Annotated in this window: 20 protein-coding genes and 1 other RNA gene; 16 read left to right on the top strand and 5 right to left on the bottom strand. The window is 47.3% G+C overall.

The features are described 5' to 3' along the window. Positions 1-29 precede the first annotated feature (29 nt). The 7 genes from GEV47_RS15305 (at position 30) to GEV47_RS15275 (ending at position 6,681) form a co-directional block, all read left to right on the top strand. Positions 30-488: a barstar family protein gene (locus GEV47_RS15305; protein ID WP_228124738.1), complete on the top strand. Its 459-nt coding sequence runs from the start codon at positions 30-32 to the stop codon at positions 486-488. A 91-nt stretch (positions 489-579) separates the two neighbouring features. Then, positions 580-1,194 carry a phosphoribosylglycinamide formyltransferase gene (purN, locus tag GEV47_RS15300; protein WP_228124720.1) on the top strand — a complete coding sequence of 205 codons (615 nt, stop codon included), beginning with the start codon at positions 580-582 and terminating at the stop codon, positions 1,192-1,194. A gap of 172 nt (positions 1,195-1,366) precedes the next feature. Next, positions 1,367-2,620 carry an RsmB/NOP family class I SAM-dependent RNA methyltransferase gene (locus GEV47_RS15295; RefSeq protein ID WP_153235595.1) on the top strand — a complete coding sequence of 418 codons (1,254 nt, stop codon included), beginning with the start codon at positions 1,367-1,369 and terminating at the stop codon, positions 2,618-2,620. 30 nt (positions 2,621-2,650) lie between these two features. Continuing rightward, positions 2,651-3,268: a phospholipase D family nuclease gene (locus GEV47_RS15290; RefSeq protein WP_153235594.1), complete on the top strand. Its 618-nt coding sequence runs from the start codon at positions 2,651-2,653 to the stop codon at positions 3,266-3,268. Next, complete coding sequence (locus GEV47_RS15285; RefSeq protein ID WP_153235593.1) at positions 3,265-4,629, top strand: mechanosensitive ion channel family protein; 1,365 nt, start codon at positions 3,265-3,267, stop codon at positions 4,627-4,629. Before GEV47_RS15290 ends, GEV47_RS15285 begins: the two co-directional genes overlap by 4 nt. 158 nt (positions 4,630-4,787) lie before the next feature. Next, the gene (locus GEV47_RS15280) at positions 4,788-5,981 is read left to right on the top strand and encodes a DesA family fatty acid desaturase (RefSeq protein WP_322741657.1); all 1,194 of its coding nucleotides are present in this window, start codon (positions 4,788-4,790) and stop codon (positions 5,979-5,981) included. A gap of 421 nt (positions 5,982-6,402) precedes the next feature. Next, complete coding sequence (locus GEV47_RS15275; protein ID WP_153235591.1) at positions 6,403-6,681, top strand: DUF4019 domain-containing protein; 279 nt, start codon at positions 6,403-6,405, stop codon at positions 6,679-6,681. Positions 6,682-6,813: 132 nt separating this feature from the next. On the opposite strand, the gene rpmG is transcribed toward GEV47_RS15275, so the two are convergent. The 3 genes from rpmG to radC all read right to left on the bottom strand — a co-directional run bounded on the left by rpmG (position 6,814) and on the right by radC (position 8,049). Continuing rightward, on the bottom strand, positions 6,814-6,981 hold the full coding sequence (gene rpmG, locus GEV47_RS15270) for a 50S ribosomal protein L33 (protein WP_009667251.1): 168 nt from the start codon (positions 6,979-6,981) through the stop codon (positions 6,814-6,816). Positions 6,982-6,998: 17 nt separating this feature from the next. Continuing rightward, positions 6,999-7,235 (bottom strand): 50S ribosomal protein L28, encoded by a 237-nt coding sequence (rpmB, locus tag GEV47_RS15265; protein WP_054264245.1) that lies wholly within the window; start codon positions 7,233-7,235, stop codon positions 6,999-7,001. Between the two features lie 139 nt (positions 7,236-7,374). Then, complete coding sequence (gene radC / locus GEV47_RS15260) at positions 7,375-8,049, bottom strand: RadC family protein (RefSeq protein WP_153235590.1); 675 nt, start codon at positions 8,047-8,049, stop codon at positions 7,375-7,377. A 141-nt stretch (positions 8,050-8,190) separates the two neighbouring features. Between radC and GEV47_RS15255 the strand changes: the two genes are divergently transcribed. The 6 genes from GEV47_RS15255 to GEV47_RS15230 all read left to right on the top strand — a co-directional run bounded on the left by GEV47_RS15255 (position 8,191) and on the right by GEV47_RS15230 (position 14,025). Beyond that, positions 8,191-8,646 (top strand): FKBP-type peptidyl-prolyl cis-trans isomerase, encoded by a 456-nt coding sequence (locus GEV47_RS15255; RefSeq protein WP_153235589.1) that lies wholly within the window; start codon positions 8,191-8,193, stop codon positions 8,644-8,646. A gap of 157 nt (positions 8,647-8,803) precedes the next feature. After that, positions 8,804-9,748 (top strand): 4-hydroxy-3-methylbut-2-enyl diphosphate reductase, encoded by a 945-nt coding sequence (gene ispH, locus GEV47_RS15250; protein ID WP_153235588.1) that lies wholly within the window; start codon positions 8,804-8,806, stop codon positions 9,746-9,748. 571 nt (positions 9,749-10,319) lie between these two features. Beyond that, entirely contained in the window at positions 10,320-11,249 is a 930-nt protein-coding gene (locus GEV47_RS15245; RefSeq protein WP_153235587.1) for a branched-chain amino acid ABC transporter permease, read from the top strand. Positions 11,250-11,290: 41 nt separating this feature from the next. Next, positions 11,291-12,505, top strand: coding sequence for an ABC transporter permease subunit (locus GEV47_RS15240; protein ID WP_153235586.1), 1,215 nt, complete (start codon positions 11,291-11,293; stop codon positions 12,503-12,505). 12 nt (positions 12,506-12,517) lie between these two features. After that, entirely contained in the window at positions 12,518-13,288 is a 771-nt protein-coding gene (locus tag GEV47_RS15235) for an ABC transporter ATP-binding protein (protein ID WP_153235585.1), read from the top strand. Further along, entirely contained in the window at positions 13,288-14,025 is a 738-nt protein-coding gene (locus GEV47_RS15230) for an ABC transporter ATP-binding protein (RefSeq protein ID WP_153235584.1), read from the top strand. The genes GEV47_RS15235 and GEV47_RS15230 overlap by 1 nt, the downstream gene beginning before the upstream one ends. An 82-nt stretch (positions 14,026-14,107) precedes the next feature. On the opposite strand, the gene GEV47_RS15225 is transcribed toward GEV47_RS15230, so the two are convergent. Next, complete coding sequence (locus GEV47_RS15225; protein WP_228124719.1) at positions 14,108-15,199, bottom strand: lytic transglycosylase domain-containing protein; 1,092 nt, start codon at positions 15,197-15,199, stop codon at positions 14,108-14,110. A 556-nt stretch (positions 15,200-15,755) separates the two neighbouring features. Here GEV47_RS15225 and ubiD point away from each other — a divergent pair. Together ubiD and ffs are read left to right on the top strand one after the other, a co-directional pair. Next, positions 15,756-17,240: a 4-hydroxy-3-polyprenylbenzoate decarboxylase gene (gene ubiD / locus GEV47_RS15220; protein ID WP_153235583.1), complete on the top strand. Its 1,485-nt coding sequence runs from the start codon at positions 15,756-15,758 to the stop codon at positions 17,238-17,240. Between the two features lie 66 nt (positions 17,241-17,306). Next, positions 17,307-17,405: signal recognition particle sRNA small type (gene ffs / locus GEV47_RS15215), an RNA gene on the top strand. A gap of 75 nt (positions 17,406-17,480) precedes the next feature. On the opposite strand, the gene GEV47_RS15210 is transcribed toward ffs, so the two are convergent. Next, on the bottom strand, positions 17,481-17,708 hold the full coding sequence (locus tag GEV47_RS15210; protein ID WP_153235582.1) for a hypothetical protein: 228 nt from the start codon (positions 17,706-17,708) through the stop codon (positions 17,481-17,483). 39 nt (positions 17,709-17,747) lie between these two features. Here GEV47_RS15210 and GEV47_RS15205 point away from each other — a divergent pair, with 39 nt between their 5' ends. Continuing rightward, a complete protein-coding gene (locus GEV47_RS15205) occupies positions 17,748-17,930 on the top strand; it encodes a hypothetical protein (RefSeq protein ID WP_153235581.1) in 183 nt (60 codons plus the stop codon).

The raw sequence follows: 17,930 nt of genomic DNA, 5'->3' as shown, positions 1-17,930 counted from the left end.
GTGTAAAAAGAGTGATAGGGCAGGAAAATATGCCGGGAAATGAAGCTCCCAAACAGCCGCAATCCATCATAGTCCAAGCTGAGGAAAAAATGAGTTTGTTTAAAACCGTGCCGCCCAATGTAGTGCAGTCCATCCGCGCCTTTCGCGTGTCTGACTTGCAGGCAGAAGCTGCGCGACTTGGGCAGCATTTCCTCTATGTGCACTGCGCAGAAGCAACGACTAAACAACAAGTGCTGGCATGCATTGCCCAAGCATTTCATTTCCCGAAATATTTTGGCAAGAATTTTGATGCTTTAGCCGATTGCCTCACTGATTTAACCTATAAAGCCGGGCCGCAACCGGGATTCATCGTGGTTCTGGAGCAATTGCCGAATACTCCCAAATGCGATAAAGAAGCGCGGGAAATCCTGCTTGACGTATTTCGCGACAGCGCCGATTTTTGGGCGGAAAAGAAAGTCGCTTTTCGTGTTTTTTATTCATTTCAATAACAACAATTTTTCCTTGATTGTTGTTTTGCCACTATATAGAACGGCTTTATTTTGATGCCGTTTTTGATTAAGTCGTAGTGCAACAGGTACAATGCGCGCCATGAAAAGCATCGTTATCCTGATTTCTGGACATGGAAGCAATATGCAAGCCATTGTCCGCGCCGCACAAGCCGAGCAGTGGCCAGTCCGTATCGCCGCGGTCATTAGCAACAAAGCCGATGCCGAAGGCTTAACTTTTGCCGCTAGACTAGGCATTCCTACTTCAGTTGTGTCAAATAAAGACTATCCTGATCGTGCGCAATTCGATGCGGCATTACAGGTCGAAATTGATCGTTATATGCCGGATTGCGTTGTGCTGGCAGGATTCATGCGGATTTTGACTGCGCCATTCGTGTTGCACTACGCGGGGCGCATGCTCAATATTCACCCGTCATTGCTGCCAAGTTTTACTGGGTTAGCGACACATCGCCAGGCGCTAGCAGCCGGCGTTAAGGTGCATGGTGCGACGGTGCACTTTGTCACTCCCGATCTGGATCATGGCCCGATTGTGTCGCAAGCTGTTGTCCCCGTATTTGATGACGATACAGAGGCGACGTTAGCGGCAAGAATTTTGGTTGAAGAGCATAAGATATACCCACTCGCTGTGCGCTGGTTTATCGAAGGACGTTTGCGCATAGTTGATGGTTGCGTACGTCATCACCAGTAAGTAGGTTGGTATAACTGTTTCTACATCGTTTCTCCTGCCTTACAGCTGTATGGCTTGGGCCGGTGTGATTTTCACAGTTATGCGGCCTTACTTGACAGCATTCCACACATCATTTGTAGCACCACGCGCTTCCTTGAAAAGTTAAGAAAGCGTCTTTAAAGAAAGATTTATCATGAGATTGCCTCCAGCGATCATCGGTTACACCGAAGAAGTATTGCGCGAAATTTTACGATTTACCGGTCCGGCTGACGTCACTTTGTCGCGTTATTTCCGAGATCATCCTAGGCTAGGCGCGCGCGAACGAGGAGTGATCGCCGAAGCTGTGTACGGCTTGCTGCGAAATAAATCTGTGTATACCAATTTTGCCGAATCGGGCAATGGCTCGCCTATGCGTCGTATGACCTTGTTGGGTTTGGCTGATGCGGTCGGTGTTGACTCTTTAGGTGGTTTGACCGAAGAAGAGACAGAGTGGTTAAATCGCGTCACCGCAATTGATCGTTCTTTGTTACCAGCCGCAATGCGTGCCAATTTGCCGAAATGGTTATTCGACAAATTAGTTGAACGTGATGGAGAAGAGCAGGCGATGAAATTGGCTGAAGCCTTAAACACGCCAGCGCCGCTAGATCTGCGTGTCAATTCCTTGAAGGCGACCCGCGATGAAGTGATTGCAACTTTGGCAGAAGCGCCAATACTCTGTGAACCAACGCCGTATGCGCCATTGGGTTTGCGGGTATTGAAAAAGCCATCTTTGCAAAACCTGCCATTATTTAAGGACGGTGCAATTGAAGTGCAGGATGAAGGAAGTCAATTGCTGGCGCAAATTGTCGGCGCTAAACGTGGTGAAATGGTCGTCGATTTTTGCGCCGGTGCTGGAGGTAAGACGCTGGCTTTGGGCGCGACTATGCGTAACACGGGGCGTTTGTATGCTTTCGACGTTTCCGAAAAGCGTTTGGCCAAATTGAAACCGCGGATGGCGCGTAGCGGCTTATCGAATATTCACCCGGTGTTGATTGCGCATGAAAACGATGGGAAAGTGAAGCGTTTGGCGGGAAAAATTGATCGTGTATTGGTCGACGCACCGTGCAGCGGCTTAGGGACCTTGCGCCGTAATCCCGATGTGAAATGGCGTCAAACGCCAGATGCGGTGACTGAAATGAATGCGAAACAGATCGCGATTTTGTCGAGCGCAGCGCGCCTGGTGAAATCTGGTGGTCGTTTGGTGTACGGCACCTGTAGCTTGCTAGATGAAGAAAATGAAGCCATTGCAGCGCAATTCCTCGCAAATCACGAAGACTTTTCATTAGTACCGATGAAGGATGTATTGGCTGAGCAAAAAATCGATCTGGAAATGCAGGACTATCTTAAGTTACTGCCGCATCTGCATCAAACGGATGGGTTTTTTGCCGCGGTTTTCGTGCGTAAATAGGAACACATTAGTTCAAGCAAAAGGATAGCGATGTTCCGTGTTTTTCCTGTGACGCACCGCACTGCCTTAAAAGTGATAATTGCAGCGCTTTCTCTGGTCGCCTCACAGGGATATGCCTTTGATGCGCCTGCGCCACCGCAGGCGGCAACCGGAACACTGCAAGCGTTATTTTCTCCGTGGGACAACATCGAAGGTGCGATATTGTCGGCGCTGGCTGGGGCTAAGCAGCAGGTTTTTGTGCAGGCGTATTTACTGACCAATGGGAAGATCGCTTCAGCATTATTGTCGGCCAAGGGGCGTGGTGTTGACGTACAAGTCTTAATGGACGGCAAACAAATCAAAAGTGGGGGATACGCTAAGGCCGCAGTGCTTGCAACTGCAGGAATTCCGGTCTGGCTGGAAACCAAATATCAAAACGCCCATAACAAGATTATCGTGATTGATCCGAGCACAACGGATCCGGTGTTAATTACCGGTAGCTTTAATTTTACGTGGGCCGCACAACACTCTAACGCCGAAAATGTCCTGATCGTGCGTAAAAATCCTCAGTTAACAGCACGATACGCACTCAATTGGCAGCGCCATAGGCAAGATGCTGTGCGTTATGATGCTAGCAAAGATAACAATCCAAAAAATAGCGCCAAATGATATTAGACCTGCTTTCCGATTCTGCTTATAACTTTGCTCGCAATTTGCGTGCGCAGGATTTGTTACTGCAGGTTGCAGTGGTGCTGGTATGCAGCGCACTTGGCTGGATGTTAGCGCGCTTGGTGCGTCGTTTTTTTGTGGTTGAGGATGTGACACAGCCTGTAATGCAAATTGGCTTGCGTAGTTTTTCGCAGGTATTAACCCCTTTGCTGATATTAGTGCTGTTAGTGGTCACTAAATTAATTTTAGTGAAATCGCAGCTTCCTGTCAGTGTGGTGCATCTGGCGATTCCATTGATGGCATCTCTGGGGTTAATGCGTTTTGTGTTTTATGCGTTGCGTCGCATTTTTGTTCGAGACAGCGGAGTCAGTGCATTTCTGCTTTTATTCGAAAAGTTATTTGGTGCGCTGGTCTGGGCGGGTGTATTGCTTTACATAACAGGCTTGTGGCCGGATGTGATTGACTACTTACATGGTACGGTCATCCCGATCGGCAAGCATCAGGTGTCGTTGTTGGATATATCGCAAGCATTGTTGTCGGTATTGTTTACGCTCTTGATCGCCTTATGGGCAGGTTCGGTATTAGAGCAGCGCTTAATGCGCATGAACACCATGCACTCATCACTACGCACGGTAGTGGCACGTATGGGGCGCGCATTTTTGATACTGGTAGCTCTGATGTTGAGCTTATCGCTGGTAGGAATAGATTTGACCGTGTTGTCGGTATTCGGCGGCGCACTGGGCGTAGCATTGGGGCTAGGATTGCAAAAAATCGCCAGCAGCTATGTTTCCGGGTTCGTGATTTTGCTGGAACGCAGCCTTGCCATTGGCGACATGGTGGGTGTCAGCACCTACTACGGCAAAGTGACCCAGATCAATAGTCGCTTCACCATCCTTGAGGGATTGGATGGCGTTGAGTCTATCGTGCCAAATGATGTCTTTATGACCAATGCGGTGCAGAATTACTCGTTGAATCATCGAATTTTGCGCTTGGCGACCCATATAACAATTGTTTATCAAGAAGATGTAGAAAAGATATTGTTTTTGCTAGAGCAGGCGACTAGTGTGATAGAGCGGGTCACGCATGACATTATGCCGCAGGCTGTGCTGTTGAAAATTGGACAAGACGGTTTAGAGATAGAGGTCGGGTTCTGGATACTCGATCCTGAGAACGGACGCTTAAATGTGCTGTCTGATGTAAACCGGGCCATTTGGCGCGTATTGCAAAAACACAATATTAAAGTGGCACAACCGCGACGTGATTTGCGGATGGTGGCAGAAGATGCGGTTGGAGCGGATTCACAACAGGTTGCAAAAATAGATGATGACCAGACCTTGCCAAATCCCAAAAGAACCCCATAAAAGTAGTATAATAGTCGGCTAATTTCGGTTAAGTTGTTCGTAACTACCTGCGAACTTGCTGTGAACTTCTAATGCACTTGCTCCGAATTTACATTGTCGTACAGTTATAGCAATAGCGTAATAGCTGCTGCGATCTTATTATTTTGGAGGAATACTTAGTGCTAGATTCAATTTTACACTTTCTGTCTAACGGCCTCACGGGTGCAAGCGCCTGGGGAGTGGTTATCGCAACGCTGGTGTTTACACATATCACCATCGCTGGCGTGACGATCTATTTGCATCGCTGCCAGGCGCACCGTGCACTGGATTTGCATGCCATCCCTAGTCATTTCTTCCGTTTTTGGTTGTGGCTGACAACGGGTATGGTAACCAAAGAGTGGGCAGCGATCCACCGCAAACACCACGCTAAATGTGAAACTGAAGAAGATCCACATAGCCCGGTGACACGCGGCATCAAAAAAGTATTGCTGGAAGGCGCCGAGTTATACCGCGTCGAATCCAAGGTTCCAGAAACCATGGAAAAATATGGCCACGGTACGCCAGACGATTGGATTGAGCGGAATCTGTATACCAAGCACAGTGGGCTTGGTATCGTGTTGATGTTGTTCATTGATCTCGCTTTGTTTGGGGTTATTGGCTTGAGTGTCTGGGCAATTCAGATGGTATGGATCCCGATTACAGCAGCCGGCATCATTAACGGTATCGGTCACTATTGGGGCTATCGCAATTACGATTGCAATGATGCGGCGACGAATATCATCCCATTCGGTATCCTTATCGGTGGCGAAGAGTTGCACAACAACCATCATACGTTTGGCACTTCGGCTAAATTGTCGTCGAAGTGGTATGAATTTGATATTGGCTGGATGTATATCCGCATACTTGAAACATTTGGTCTGGCTAAAGTTAAGAAAGTGGCACCAGCACCAAAATTCAACAGCGCAAAATTGGTTCCAGACTTAGATACTTTGCAATCGGTTATTGTGAATCGTTACGATGTGATGGCGAAGTACGCTAAATCATTGAAGAGCACTTGGCACGATGAGCGCGAGCATTTGTCGAATCAAGCCAAGTTGGGCGATGGCTTTTTGAAGTCAGCTAAAAAATTGCTGCAACGTGAGCCAGCAAAGTTGGAGGCGCCTCAACAGCAACAATTAACTGAATTGTTCACACACAGCAAGGCACTGCAGACTATGCATGAGATGCGCGTTGAGCTAGGTGCAATTTGGGAGCGCTCGCATTTTACGCGCGATCAATTGCTTCATCAGTTGCAAGATTGGTGTGCACGTGCAGAAGCGTCTAAAATTAAGGCTTTGCAAGAATTTTCTCTGCGTTTGCGTAGTTATTCTTGATGTGTCGAAAGTTATGACTGTAGTGCATGCAATAGAATAAAAAATGCCCCTGATTCAGGGGCATTTTTTTTGCAAATTTGCTTGTGCGCATCATTCTTCCATCATTGCAGGTGTAGCGAAATTTTTAACAATTTAAAATCAACCTTATACTTTGGCGGTAATCTGCAATAAATACTTTGTTGGCCAAATACTTTTCTTGGTTAAGGGCGTGGGATCGATTCTCAATTGACACTATTCATTATTTTGAGAGGGGAACGTGATGCAAGCTACTTCGTTTAAACGATTAGGATGTGCGAATGTTTTGGCGATCGGTATATCAATGTGCAGCGCTTCCGTTTTTGCCTAGGTGGCATCGTTGGATGCTGCTGTAAAAACTGCAACGGATTGGGCAGTTCAGGCCGATGCTAATTAGGCGGGTCACATGTGTGGCGAAAGCAATGTAATCATGCAAAAGAATATTTCCAAAGATGACTGGGCAAAATATCTCAATAGTTTGCATGCCGAATTAGGTAAATTAACTAGTCGCGGTTGGGTGCAGATAATACGAATGGGGCAACCGGCCAATTTGCCGCAAGGTGAATATCTCAACGTTATTTTTTTTCGCGTTTTGCTAATGCGGATACTGCTGAAGCCGTATCATTGGTTCAAAATGGTAAAGGTTGGGCACCAGTCGGTTATATTATCCGCAAGACGCAGCTAGTAACGCAGATAGCGAAGTAACAGTATGCGGGAGAATTATTGGCAGCCCTAGCGACGCTGGGTGAAAAAAAATAGTAATAAAAAAGCCCCTATAAGATGCTCTCTTGTAGGGGCTTTTTTGAGAAACGATCAATTACTTGATCTTGGTTTCTTTGTACTCAACATGCTTACGAACTTTCGGGTCGAATTTCATGATCGACATTTTTTCCGGAGTTGTACGCTTGTTTTTAGTTGTTGTGTAGAAATGACCTGTACCAGCAGTCGATTCCAACTTAATTTTGTCGCGGCCTGATTTTGCCATGATGGGCTCCTCTTAATTTAGACTTTTTCGCCGCGAGCACGCATGTCGACTAGTACGGCATCAATGCCTACTTTATCGATAACGCGCAAACCAGCGTTGGAAAGGCGCAGGGAGACCCAGCGGTTTTCTGACTCAACAAAAATGCGACGATTTTGCAGATTAGGCAAAAAGCGACGTTTTGTCTTGTTGTTTGCATGGGAAACATTGTTGCCGACCATCGGCCCTTTCCCGGTGACTTGACAGACACGTGCCATGTTTTACTCCTGAATAGATTTCCGAAATTGGAAAAAACGTGAGTATATATAAAAAACTGAGAATATTCAATGACTTGTGAAAAACAATTGTGTCTTGTTGGATTTTTAAATTTAACAATTTAAGATTTACATCGCTGCTTCACAAATCGCCATGTTCAGAGAAGGAGTACACAGTGTTGCCAGCAACAATAAAATGATCCAACACGCGCACATCGACCATAGATAAGCTCTGTTTAAGCATGCTGGTTAAATGATGGTCCGCAGCGCTGGGTTTGGCTATGCCGGTAGGGTGATTATGCGCCAAAATAACACTGGCAGCATTGTGCGATAGTGCCGATTTGACTATCTCACGCGGATAGACGCTGGTATGCGCCAAAGTCCCACGAAATAATTCACTGGTTGAAATCACGTGATTTTTGACATCTAAAAATAGTACGGTAAAAGATTCGTAAGATTTATTTCCCAATAGTAATTGCAAATATTGCGTGACTATCTGGGGGGAGTTCAGGTGATCGCCTATACGTAGCTTTTCCGCCAAGGCGCGCCGAGTCAATTCCAAGACTGCCTGCAATTGCGCAAATTTGGCCAGTCCCAAGCCATTAATGGCTGAAAAATCGTTTAGTGATGCACTGAACAAGCGATTGAGAGAGCCAAAATGATCGGTCATGTCACGCGCGAGATCGACCGCGCTTTTCCCGGCAACGCCGACACGTAAAAAAACAGCTAGCAATTCGGCGTCAGAAAGGGCTTCTGGGCCCAAGCGTATCAGGCGTTCACGAGGACGTTGCTCGACGGGCCAATCAGTAATTGCCATGCTTTCTTTCTTGTTTATTTGTTATTTAGGCGACGAAATCAATGTAAATCACCGGCCTTAAATGCAGCTATGACAGCCTTAGGGTAGAAGGTGGCTTACAATGATGGGTTCCGGCATTTAGCTGATCTTTTTTATTTTTCCATGTCTAATTCAACTGTTCCCGTCGTTACCGAAGCATCCTATTTGACTTTGCATTACCGTTTAGCCTCACAAGCCGGTGATGACATCATCAGTACCTTTAAAGAGTCGCCTGCAACGTTGCAATTTGGTATGGGGCAACTGGCACCTTTCTTAGAGGCTTGTCTACTCGGTTTGCCAGAAGGTACTCACACCACATTTGAACTGCCGCCAGAGCAAGCTTTTGGCCCACGTAATCCTGAGCTGCTGCAACGCGTTTCTCGTACTACATTGAGACAAAATTCGCAGTTGGGCGAGGAGTACCGCGTTGGTGATCTGGTGGAGTTCGCCGCACCTGGTGGCGGTCAATTTGCGGGGGTAGTACGCGAAATTGACGAGCAAGGCGCATTGTTCGACTTTAATCATCCGCTGGCAGGTCAGCAGGTGCAGTTCGAAGTAAAGATTATCGGAATTTTGTAAGTTATTTTGACTCTTAACGAGCGATTTAAGTTTTTGATTAAGTAAGGTCAAACTATCTTTGGCGCACGACCTCGTCATCCGTGCGTTCGTGAGGATGATGGTGGTATTTTTCTAATCGATTATTTGGCACCACTTATATAAACAGCGGAATATCATCATGGATAAAGAAATTTTATTAGCGCAACCACGCGGCTTTTGTGCAGGTGTTGACCGGGCAATTGAAATTGTTGAGCGAGCGTTACAAGAGTTTGGTGCGCCGATTTATGTACGTCATGAGATTGTGCACAACGCTTATGTTGTTGCGGACTTGCGTGAAAAAGGTGCGGTTTTTATTGAAGAGCTGGCAGATGTTCCAGCAGGGAATACGGTCATTTTCTCGGCGCATGGCGTATCAAAGGCGGTACAGGCTGAAGCTGAAATGCGCGGTCTGAAGGTGTTTGATGCAACTTGCCCATTGGTAACCAAAGTGCACATGGAAGTCGCCAAGATGCGTCGCGAAGGACGCGAAATTATCATGATAGGACATGAAGGTCATCCTGAAGTCGAGGGCACTATGGGGCAAACAGAGCTGGGTATGTATCTGGTCGAAACGGTCGCTGATGTCGAAAAATTGCAGGTGACGGATCCGGAATTGTTGTCCTACGTATCGCAGACCACACTGTCGGTCGATGATACTGCTGATGTGATTGCAGCCTTGAAGCAAAAATTCCCGCAGATTACCGAGCCAAAAAAAGGTGATATCTGTTATGCAACGACCAATCGTCAGCAAGCGGTCAAGTTTATGGCGCCACAAGTCGACGTCGTTATTGTCGTGGGAAGTCCGAACAGCTCTAACTCCAATCGCCTGCGCGAAGTGGCAGAGAAGATGGGCACGCATGCTTATATGGTCGACAATGCCGGAGAAATTGATCCAGCCTGGTTGCAAGATAAACCGCGGATTGGCGTCACTGCTGGTGCTTCAGCACCGGAGGTTTTGGTCCAGGCAGTTATCGACAAACTCAAGGAATATGGCGCAAAAAGTGTGCGTCCATTAGAGGGTGTTGAAGAAAATGTGACTTTCCCTATGCCGAAAGGATTGGCGCGCGTACCTCATCTTTCATAATTCATAATGGTTTTTAGTGCTCGGCATGTTGCCCGTTAGATGTATTCGGCGCATATTAAGCGAACGGAGAAAGCGAACGGAATAAAATTCTGGCTAGAGCACCGTTTTCCGTCGATAGTTTTTGCTTATCCTCGTTATGATGACGGCGAACATCAAAAGAGTTGCGTTATGCAAATTAAGCAACTAAAAAATGATGCTAACTCACTAAAGTGGATAATAAATCCATTAAAACCATTAGAAACTTCGTAGGAGACAATCATGCGTACGCCAGTTATATGTATCCCGTTGCAACCTCAGCCTATGTTCATAGCGATGATGTCGCTCGACTCCCAGATTGTGCAGATTAGATAAGCAGATATGAAGTCCAAGGGCATACCAGGAGCATTTCTGGATGCCCTTTTTTGCTTAAGTGAGGAGCAATAGAAATTTTATTTGCGATTTTGCTCAAGCTAATCTATGCATGTAAGGTATAGAGGGAACGATTTTTGCTCTGTAATACTGTGGTACTGATTGGGTTATATCATCGTCGAATGTTCAGTTCGGCTTGATTCACATTAAGAAGAAGGAAATTATGGATACGTTTATCCAACAAATCATTAATGGCTTAGTGCTGGGAAGCATGTACGCCTTGATCGCGCTGGGTTACACCATGGTGTATGGCGTTTTGAATCTGATTAACTTTGCCCATGGCGACATTCTGATGATAGGTGCGATGGTGGGTTTAACTATCCTCAACTTCGTGCAGAAGGTGGCTCCAGATCTGCCTGGCATCGTCCAGTTGATGATTGCTATTGGTGGTGCCATTCCAGTGTGCGTCATCGTCAGTTTGATTATTGAACGGGTTGCTTATCGGCCGCTGCGTAATGCGCCGCGTCTGGCGCCGCTGATTACGGCGATTGGCGTTTCCATTTTGCTGCAAACCTTTGCCATGATCATTTGGGGGCGTAGCCCATTACCGGTGCCGCAAGTTATGCCATCGGATCCGGTGCATATCATGGGCGCTTTGATTTCACCTACACAGATCATGTTGCTGGCTTTGGCAACAATGGCGATGGCAGCACTGGTGTGGCTGGTTGAACGCACCAAGATGGGGCGTGCGATGCGTGCAACTGCGGAAAACCCGCGTGTGGCTGGTTTGATGGGGGTTGATTCCAATAAAGTGATTGTGATGACCTTTGCCATTGGCGCTGCTTTGGCTGCCGTCGCTGGCGTAATGTGGGGGGCGAATTACTCTTCCGCTCAATTTGCAATGGGTTTTGTGCCCGGGTTGAAAGCCTTCTCTGCGGCGGTGCTAGGCGGTATCGGTAATATTTATGGTGCGATGCTAGGCGGTATTTTGCTTGGCTTGATCGAAAGTCTGGGAGCGGGTTATATCGGTGATCTCACCGGCAATTTCCTCGGTAGTAATTATCAAGACATTTTCGCTTTTATCGTGTTGATCATTGTGTTGACCTTGCGACCATCCGGCATCATGGGTGAGCGTGTGGCCGATCGGGCTTAATGCTGACAAATAAGCAGATGAAGAGAAACTGAGGAGAATATATGTCTAGTTATTTTGATGCAAAAAAGAATCCCGGCAAAACGTACAGTAGTTTGGCCATCTTGATGGTGTTATTCATTGCGTTCCCATTTATTGCCCAGAATTTCGGCAATTCCTGGGTGCGTATCATGGACTTCGCGCTGCTCTATATCATGCTGGCGCTAGGTTTGAATATTGTGGTGGGTTTTGCAGGTTTGTTGGATTTGGGTTACATCGCGTTTTATGCGATTGGCGCCTATATGACAGGTTTGTTGGCGTCGCCACAGTTTGCTTCGGTATTGGAATCTTTCGTCAATACTTATCCTGTTGTAGGTGATTTTTTGGTCAGAGTTTACGGCCCGGAAATTGTTCAGAATGGGATTCACTTATCGATATGGTTCATCGTCCCATTGGGAGCGGGTCTGGCAGCCTTGTTTGGTGTCATTCTGGGTGCGCCAACGTTGAAGTTGCGTGGCGATTATCTGGCAATTGTGACCTTGGGTTTTGGTGAAATCATCCGGATTTTCATGAACAACCTGAACGCACCAGTCAATATCACCAATGGCCCTCAAGGGATTAACTTGATCGACCCGATTCGTATTTTCGGTGTTTCTCTCGCTGGTGAACGCGGCTCCAATGCAACCGTCTATCTCGGTAATTGGGGAATGCCTTCGGTGAATGCCTATTACTTCTTGTTCTTAGTCCTGTGCATCGCGATTATTTTTATTACCGCACGTTTGCAGCATTCACGCTTGGGTCGTGCCTGGGTCGCCATCCGGGAAGATGAAATTGCCGCTAAAGCGATGGGTATCAATACACGTAACGTCAAACTGCTGGCGTTCGCGATGGGTGCTTCGTTCGCTGGTGTTGCTGGTGCGATGTTTGCGTCGTTCCAGGGTTTTGTTTCGCCAGAATCGTTCTCTTTAACCGAATCAATTGCCGTGCTTGCAATGGTAGTGTTGGGTGGTATTGGTCATATTCCTGGCGTGGTATTGGGCGCGATCTTGTTGTCCGCTTTACCGGAAGTATTGCGCCACACAGTGGAGCCGGTGCAGATGGCGTTATTCGGCAAAGTGTTTGTCGACGCCGAAGTATTGCGTCAATTGCTGTACGGTTTGGCGATGGTAGTGATTATGCTGATGCGTCCATCCGGCTTGTGGCCAGCACCTAAGCATGAGGACAGACCTGATCCCGATGTCGATAAACCGGCAAAATCCAGCGATGTTGTCGCGGCTTAAGGAGAGATGAAGATGAGTGAACAAATTATTCTTAGTATCTCCGGCGTTAACAAGCGTTTTGGCGGGTTGCAGGCGTTGTCTGAGGTGAATATCAAGATCTTGAAGGGGCAGATTTATGGTCTGATCGGTCCTAACGGTGCAGGTAAAACCACCTTCTTTAACGTGATCACTGGTTTATATCAACCGGATACAGGCTCGTTTGAATTGGCCGGTAAACCGTATTCCCCTTCAGCGCCGCATATGGTGGCGAAAGCCGGTATTGCCCGGACTTTCCAGAATATTCGTCTGTTTGGCGAAATGACGGCGCTCGAAAACGTCATGGTCGGTTGTCACGTACGTAGCCATCAAGGCGTGTTTGGTGCGGTTTTCCGGCATCCGGCTGCCCGTCGTGAAGAAGCTGGTATTCGTGAGCGCTCGATGGCTCTGCTGGATTTTGTTGGTATCAAACGTTTCGCTGACCGCACGGCGCGCCATTTGTCCTACGGCGATCAACGTCGCCTGGAAATTGCCCGAGCGTTAGCGACAGAGCCACAATTGCTGGCATTGGATGAGCCAGCAGCCGGTATGAATGCAACTGAAAAGCTGGCCTTGCGTGAATTATTGGTCAAAATTAAAAACGAAGGCAAAACCATCTTGTTGATTGAACATGACGTCAAATTGATGATGGGTCTATGCGATCGCATGACGGTGCTGGATTACGGCAAACCGATTGCGGAGGGTTTGCCTGCAGATATACAAAAAAATCCAGCCGTGATTGAAGCTTATTTGGGAGGTGGTCACTGATGGCTGCGAACGCACTTACTAATGTTCTAAAAATTGAAGGTCTTAAAGTCGCTTACGGTGGTATTCAAGCGGTTAAAGGAATTGATCTTGAAGTGAATGAAGGCGAGCTGGTTACCTTGATTGGTGCCAACGGCGCCGGTAAAACCACCACGCTTAAAGCAATTACTGGCACTTTGCCAAATTGTAAAGTGGATGGCCACATACATTATCTGGGCAAGGCGATTAAAGGCAGCCATTCGTTTGATCTGGTCAAGACTAAATTGGCCATGGTACCGGAAGGACGCGGTGTCTTTACGCGTATGAGCATCTATGAGAACTTATTGATGGGTGCCTATGTGCGTGATGACAAAGCTGGTATTGCGGCGGACGTCGACAAATGGTTCAGCGTTTTTCCACGTTTGAAAGAGCGCGCTGCACAGATGGCGGGAACGCTGTCCGGTGGTGAGCAGCAAATGTTGGCGATGGCACGTGCTTTGATGAGTCATCCGAAACTGTTGTTGCTCGATGAGCCTTCGATGGGGTTGTCACCTATTATGGTCGAAAAGATCTTTGAGGTTATCCGTACCGTGTCTGCGCAAGGCATCACTATCTTGCTGGTTGAGCAGAACGCTAAATTGGCACTGCAAGCCGCACATCGCGGTTATGTGATGGATTCCGGCTTAGTGACGATGAATGGCGATGCGAAGGCAATGCTGGATGATCCTAAGGTTAAGGCAGCATACCTGGGTGAGGGTTGATATAAGCAATTACTCTTCTTCGGAGGAGTAAATAAAAAAAGGAGCCTAGGCTCCTTTTTTTGTTGCAACTAATGCCAGCTATTTATAGCGCAGCCACTTGATCATTCGTCAATTTAGACTGACGCACCACGTGTTGATCGCTGATTTCTATTGGTAGTGCGGACGCTTCCGCAGGCACCACTGTTGCAGGTATTTGTGCAATTGGCTGAACAATTTGTGCCGGCTGTGGCTTCGGTGTCGTGGCGATTGGTGTCACACCACCATTAGCCGAGATATTTTTTCCCGTGGCAACCTGTTGCAAGCGTTTATATTCAGTCAGCACACGATAACCATAACCGTCATCTGTAGCAAAAGCTCCCGCACCAACATACCGTTTCAGGCCGGCTTCGATTGAGCCGCCCTGAACAACGTAGTCTTTCAAAATCTGCGAGCCGACTTTGATATTTGCCGTTGGATTCATGGCTGCTTGTACGCCACCAAATTTTGCAAATTTGTCATGGTGCACTTTGGACATTACTTGCATTAAGCCTTGGGCGCCGACTGGGCTTTCAGCAAATGGATTAAAGCCAGATTCAATCGCCATTACTGCCAGAATCAACAGCGGATCTAGCTTGGTTTCTTTTGCTGTTTTGTAAGCTGTGCTGACAAACATATGGCTTGCATCACCGGCAACGCGATATTTCTTGGAAATCCAATTGGTAACTTGTTGCTGAGCACTGTCGCTCGTTTTTGCGGGCGGTGTTATTGCAAAACTGAGCTTATTATTGACATCAGTAGCAGCATTGCCTGGCTTGGCCACAGCATTTTGGGCTACAGATGCAACAGTGGCAACTGTCGTTTGTGGATCATCAACTAATACAACTTGCGGGGTAATCGCAGCTTGTTTGTTGGATTGCGCATCCGCAAAAATAGGCAGTGCTTTTAATTGCGCAGTTAATTCCGGTTTAACTGCGAGGGTAGTGCCGCCGATAATCGTCAGCAGGATGGCTATCAGGGCAACCATGCCCACCATGCCAGCGCTACCATAATTGCCAAGTATTCCGCCTACGGTGCCTGGAATCGCTTTAACTGCATCTACGGACAAATTTGCTAATTGCTTTGTTATTTCTAGTGGCGTTCGGCTTTCGCCGACTTTGACCCTAACGGATCCCACCTTGATCGTACGTGAAAACATTGAACCTCCAGTATCGTTACGTTACACACGGCGGCTACTGATACAGGGCACGGAATATAGCAAAATCATGCCGCTTAGCTTGGTATGTAACGAAATCAATATCGTTTGGCGCTGACTGCGAATCTGCTTGCAGAGATAACAGTAAAAATTGCTGCAAGCCAGAAACACGCAAAACGTCGTGAAGTTTGCTGTAGTCTGATGGTAAAGATTGACCATCAGTAGCAAACAAGAATTTGGGGAAGAAGGCAGACGCCTTTTGAAAACACTCCTAAAATGTTGTGTGGGATCCCCATCCCGTGAATGTTGATTGCTGAGAAAAAATGGAAACGCAACTGTAAGTACAACTGCAAATTCAGACTTTAATTCCTCATAGCATCATCAAGAGTCGACGGGCATTGTATGGGCGTGATTATACGCAGTCAATACTATAGAACGTTGTTTCTATAACTTTTATGTCTAAATAATTTGTCATGTAAAAAATAAAATCCAATAAAATCAATCGCTTGCCGCAAAAGCTTAAATTTTAGCCTTCAAAAACTATAGTTATTAAGACAACATGAAATATACAGATTTACGCGACTTTATTGTCAAATTAGAACAATTAGGGGAGTTGAAGCAAATCTCCTTACCGGTATCGCCCGTGTTGGAAATGACGGAAATATGTGATCGCACGTTGCGCGCGGAAGGCCCGGCATTGCTATTTCAAAAACCTGTTGGTCATACCATACCGGTGTTGGGGAATTTGTTTGGCACTCCGCGTCGCGTCGCGCTGGGCATGGGGGCTGATGATGTCAGCGAATTACGCCGGATTGGTCATGTGCTCGCACGACTAAAAGAGCCGGAGCCACCGAAAGACTTTAAAGATTTGATGGGATTGGGCTCTTTAGTGAAGTCGCTATGGGATATGGCGCCAAAAGAGCATCGTTCAGCGCCATGCCAGGAAATTGTGTGGGAAGGGAATGACGTTGATCTCGCGAAATTGCCGATACAGCATTGCTGGCCCGGCGATATTGCTCCCTTAATTACCTGGGGTTTGGTTATCACAAAGGGACCACACAAAAAACGCCAGAATCTCGGTATTTATCGGCAACAAGTCTTATCGCGTAATAAAGTCATCATGCGTTGGCTGGCGCATCGTGGCGGCGCGCTCGATTTCCGCGAGCATGCGCTTGCCACTGGCGGCAAGCCTTATCCGGTTGCGGTTGCGTTGGGGGCAGATCCTGCAACTATATTAGGTGCGGTGACGCCGGTGCCGGATAATCTTTCTGAATACCAGTTTGCGGGTCTGTTACGCGGCAGTCGCACGGAATTAGTGAAAGCTATTGGCAGCGAATTACGTGTACCGGCTTCGGCAGAAATTGTGCTGGAAGGACATATTTATCCAGACGCAAATCACCCGTCCGGCTACGAAATGGCATTGGAAGGCCCGTACGGCGATCATACTGGCTATTACAACGAGCAAGATTACTTCCCCGTCTTTACGATAGACCGCATCACCATGCGCCGTGATCCGATTTATCACTCTACGTATACAGGCAAACCGCCAGATGAGCCGGCGGTGCTGGGTGTGGCGTTGAATGAAGTTTTCATTCCATTGCTGCAAAAGCAATTTTCGGAAATTCTCGATTTTTATTTGCCGCCAGAAGGTTGCAGCTATCGGATGGCGGTGGTGCAAATTAAAAAGGCCTATGCTGGTCACGCCAAGCGAGTCATGTTTGGCGTGTGGAGTTATTTGCGTCAATTCATGTATACCAAGTTCATCGTTGTAGTTGATGAGGATGTCAATATCCGCGATTGGAAAGAGGTCATTTGGGCCATCACGACACGGGTCGATCCGTTACGCGACACCACTTTGGTTGATAACACGCCAATTGATTATCTCGATTTTGCTTCCCCGGTAAGCGGTTTGGGCAGCAAGATGGGGATTGACGCAACCAATAAATGGCCAGGCGAAACAAGCAGGGAGTGGGGCACAACAATACAAATGACGCCTGAAATCAAAGCACGTGTCGATCAGATCTGGCAGGAATTGGGTTTGTAATTGAAATTATGCAAAACCGGTATTTGTACTGGTCAGTGACACCACTGATGCGGTACAATACCGACCGGCGGGCCCCTGCGCATTGTGGCACGGTGAATCTGGTCAGGTCGGGAACGAAGCAGCCACAGCTGTTCCCCACAAGTGCCGCAGACAAGGCTCGCCTCTTCTTATTTTCCCTTTCTTTTTCCGCAACGCATTTTCAAACGTGCCCGTATGCAAATTTTACGCATACAGGCGGTCTTAAATAATCGATCCAGTTTCATTAGTCATATTGTGCGTTCGCATGCCAAGCCAGTGTGCGAAATATTGCTCAACTATTTTGTGGTCTGCCGCATTCCCAATCAGCGCGACGTAAGCATCTGGGCATATCAGCATTAATTGTCTTTGCGCTAACTTGTAAGCATTGAGGAAGTGATTTTCTGCATCGACCAGATCGGGCTCTTCCTTACTGCGGCATTCTGCTGTCATTTGAAAAGTGTTTGTCCCTGGTAAAGGACACAGTCCCAATTGGCCACCTTCCGCTTTTGGTCAACGACGCCATGCGTCTCTGTCCAGATTGTCGATGTGCAGATCAGTGTGGCCCGTAACAGCGTGCTTGAAGAGGCGCTGGCAGACTGGAGTGACAAAGATCGTTCTGAGTTAGCGCGGCTGGTGCGAAAACTCGCAGACGAGGCAATGCAAATTAAATAG

Source organism: Glaciimonas soli, from assembly GCF_009497155.1.
GTDB lineage: Bacteria > Pseudomonadota > Gammaproteobacteria > Burkholderiales > Burkholderiaceae_D > Glaciimonas > Glaciimonas soli.
The sequence above is the reverse complement of the archived record's forward strand: the minus strand, read 5'-3'. Positions and strand labels throughout refer to the sequence as shown.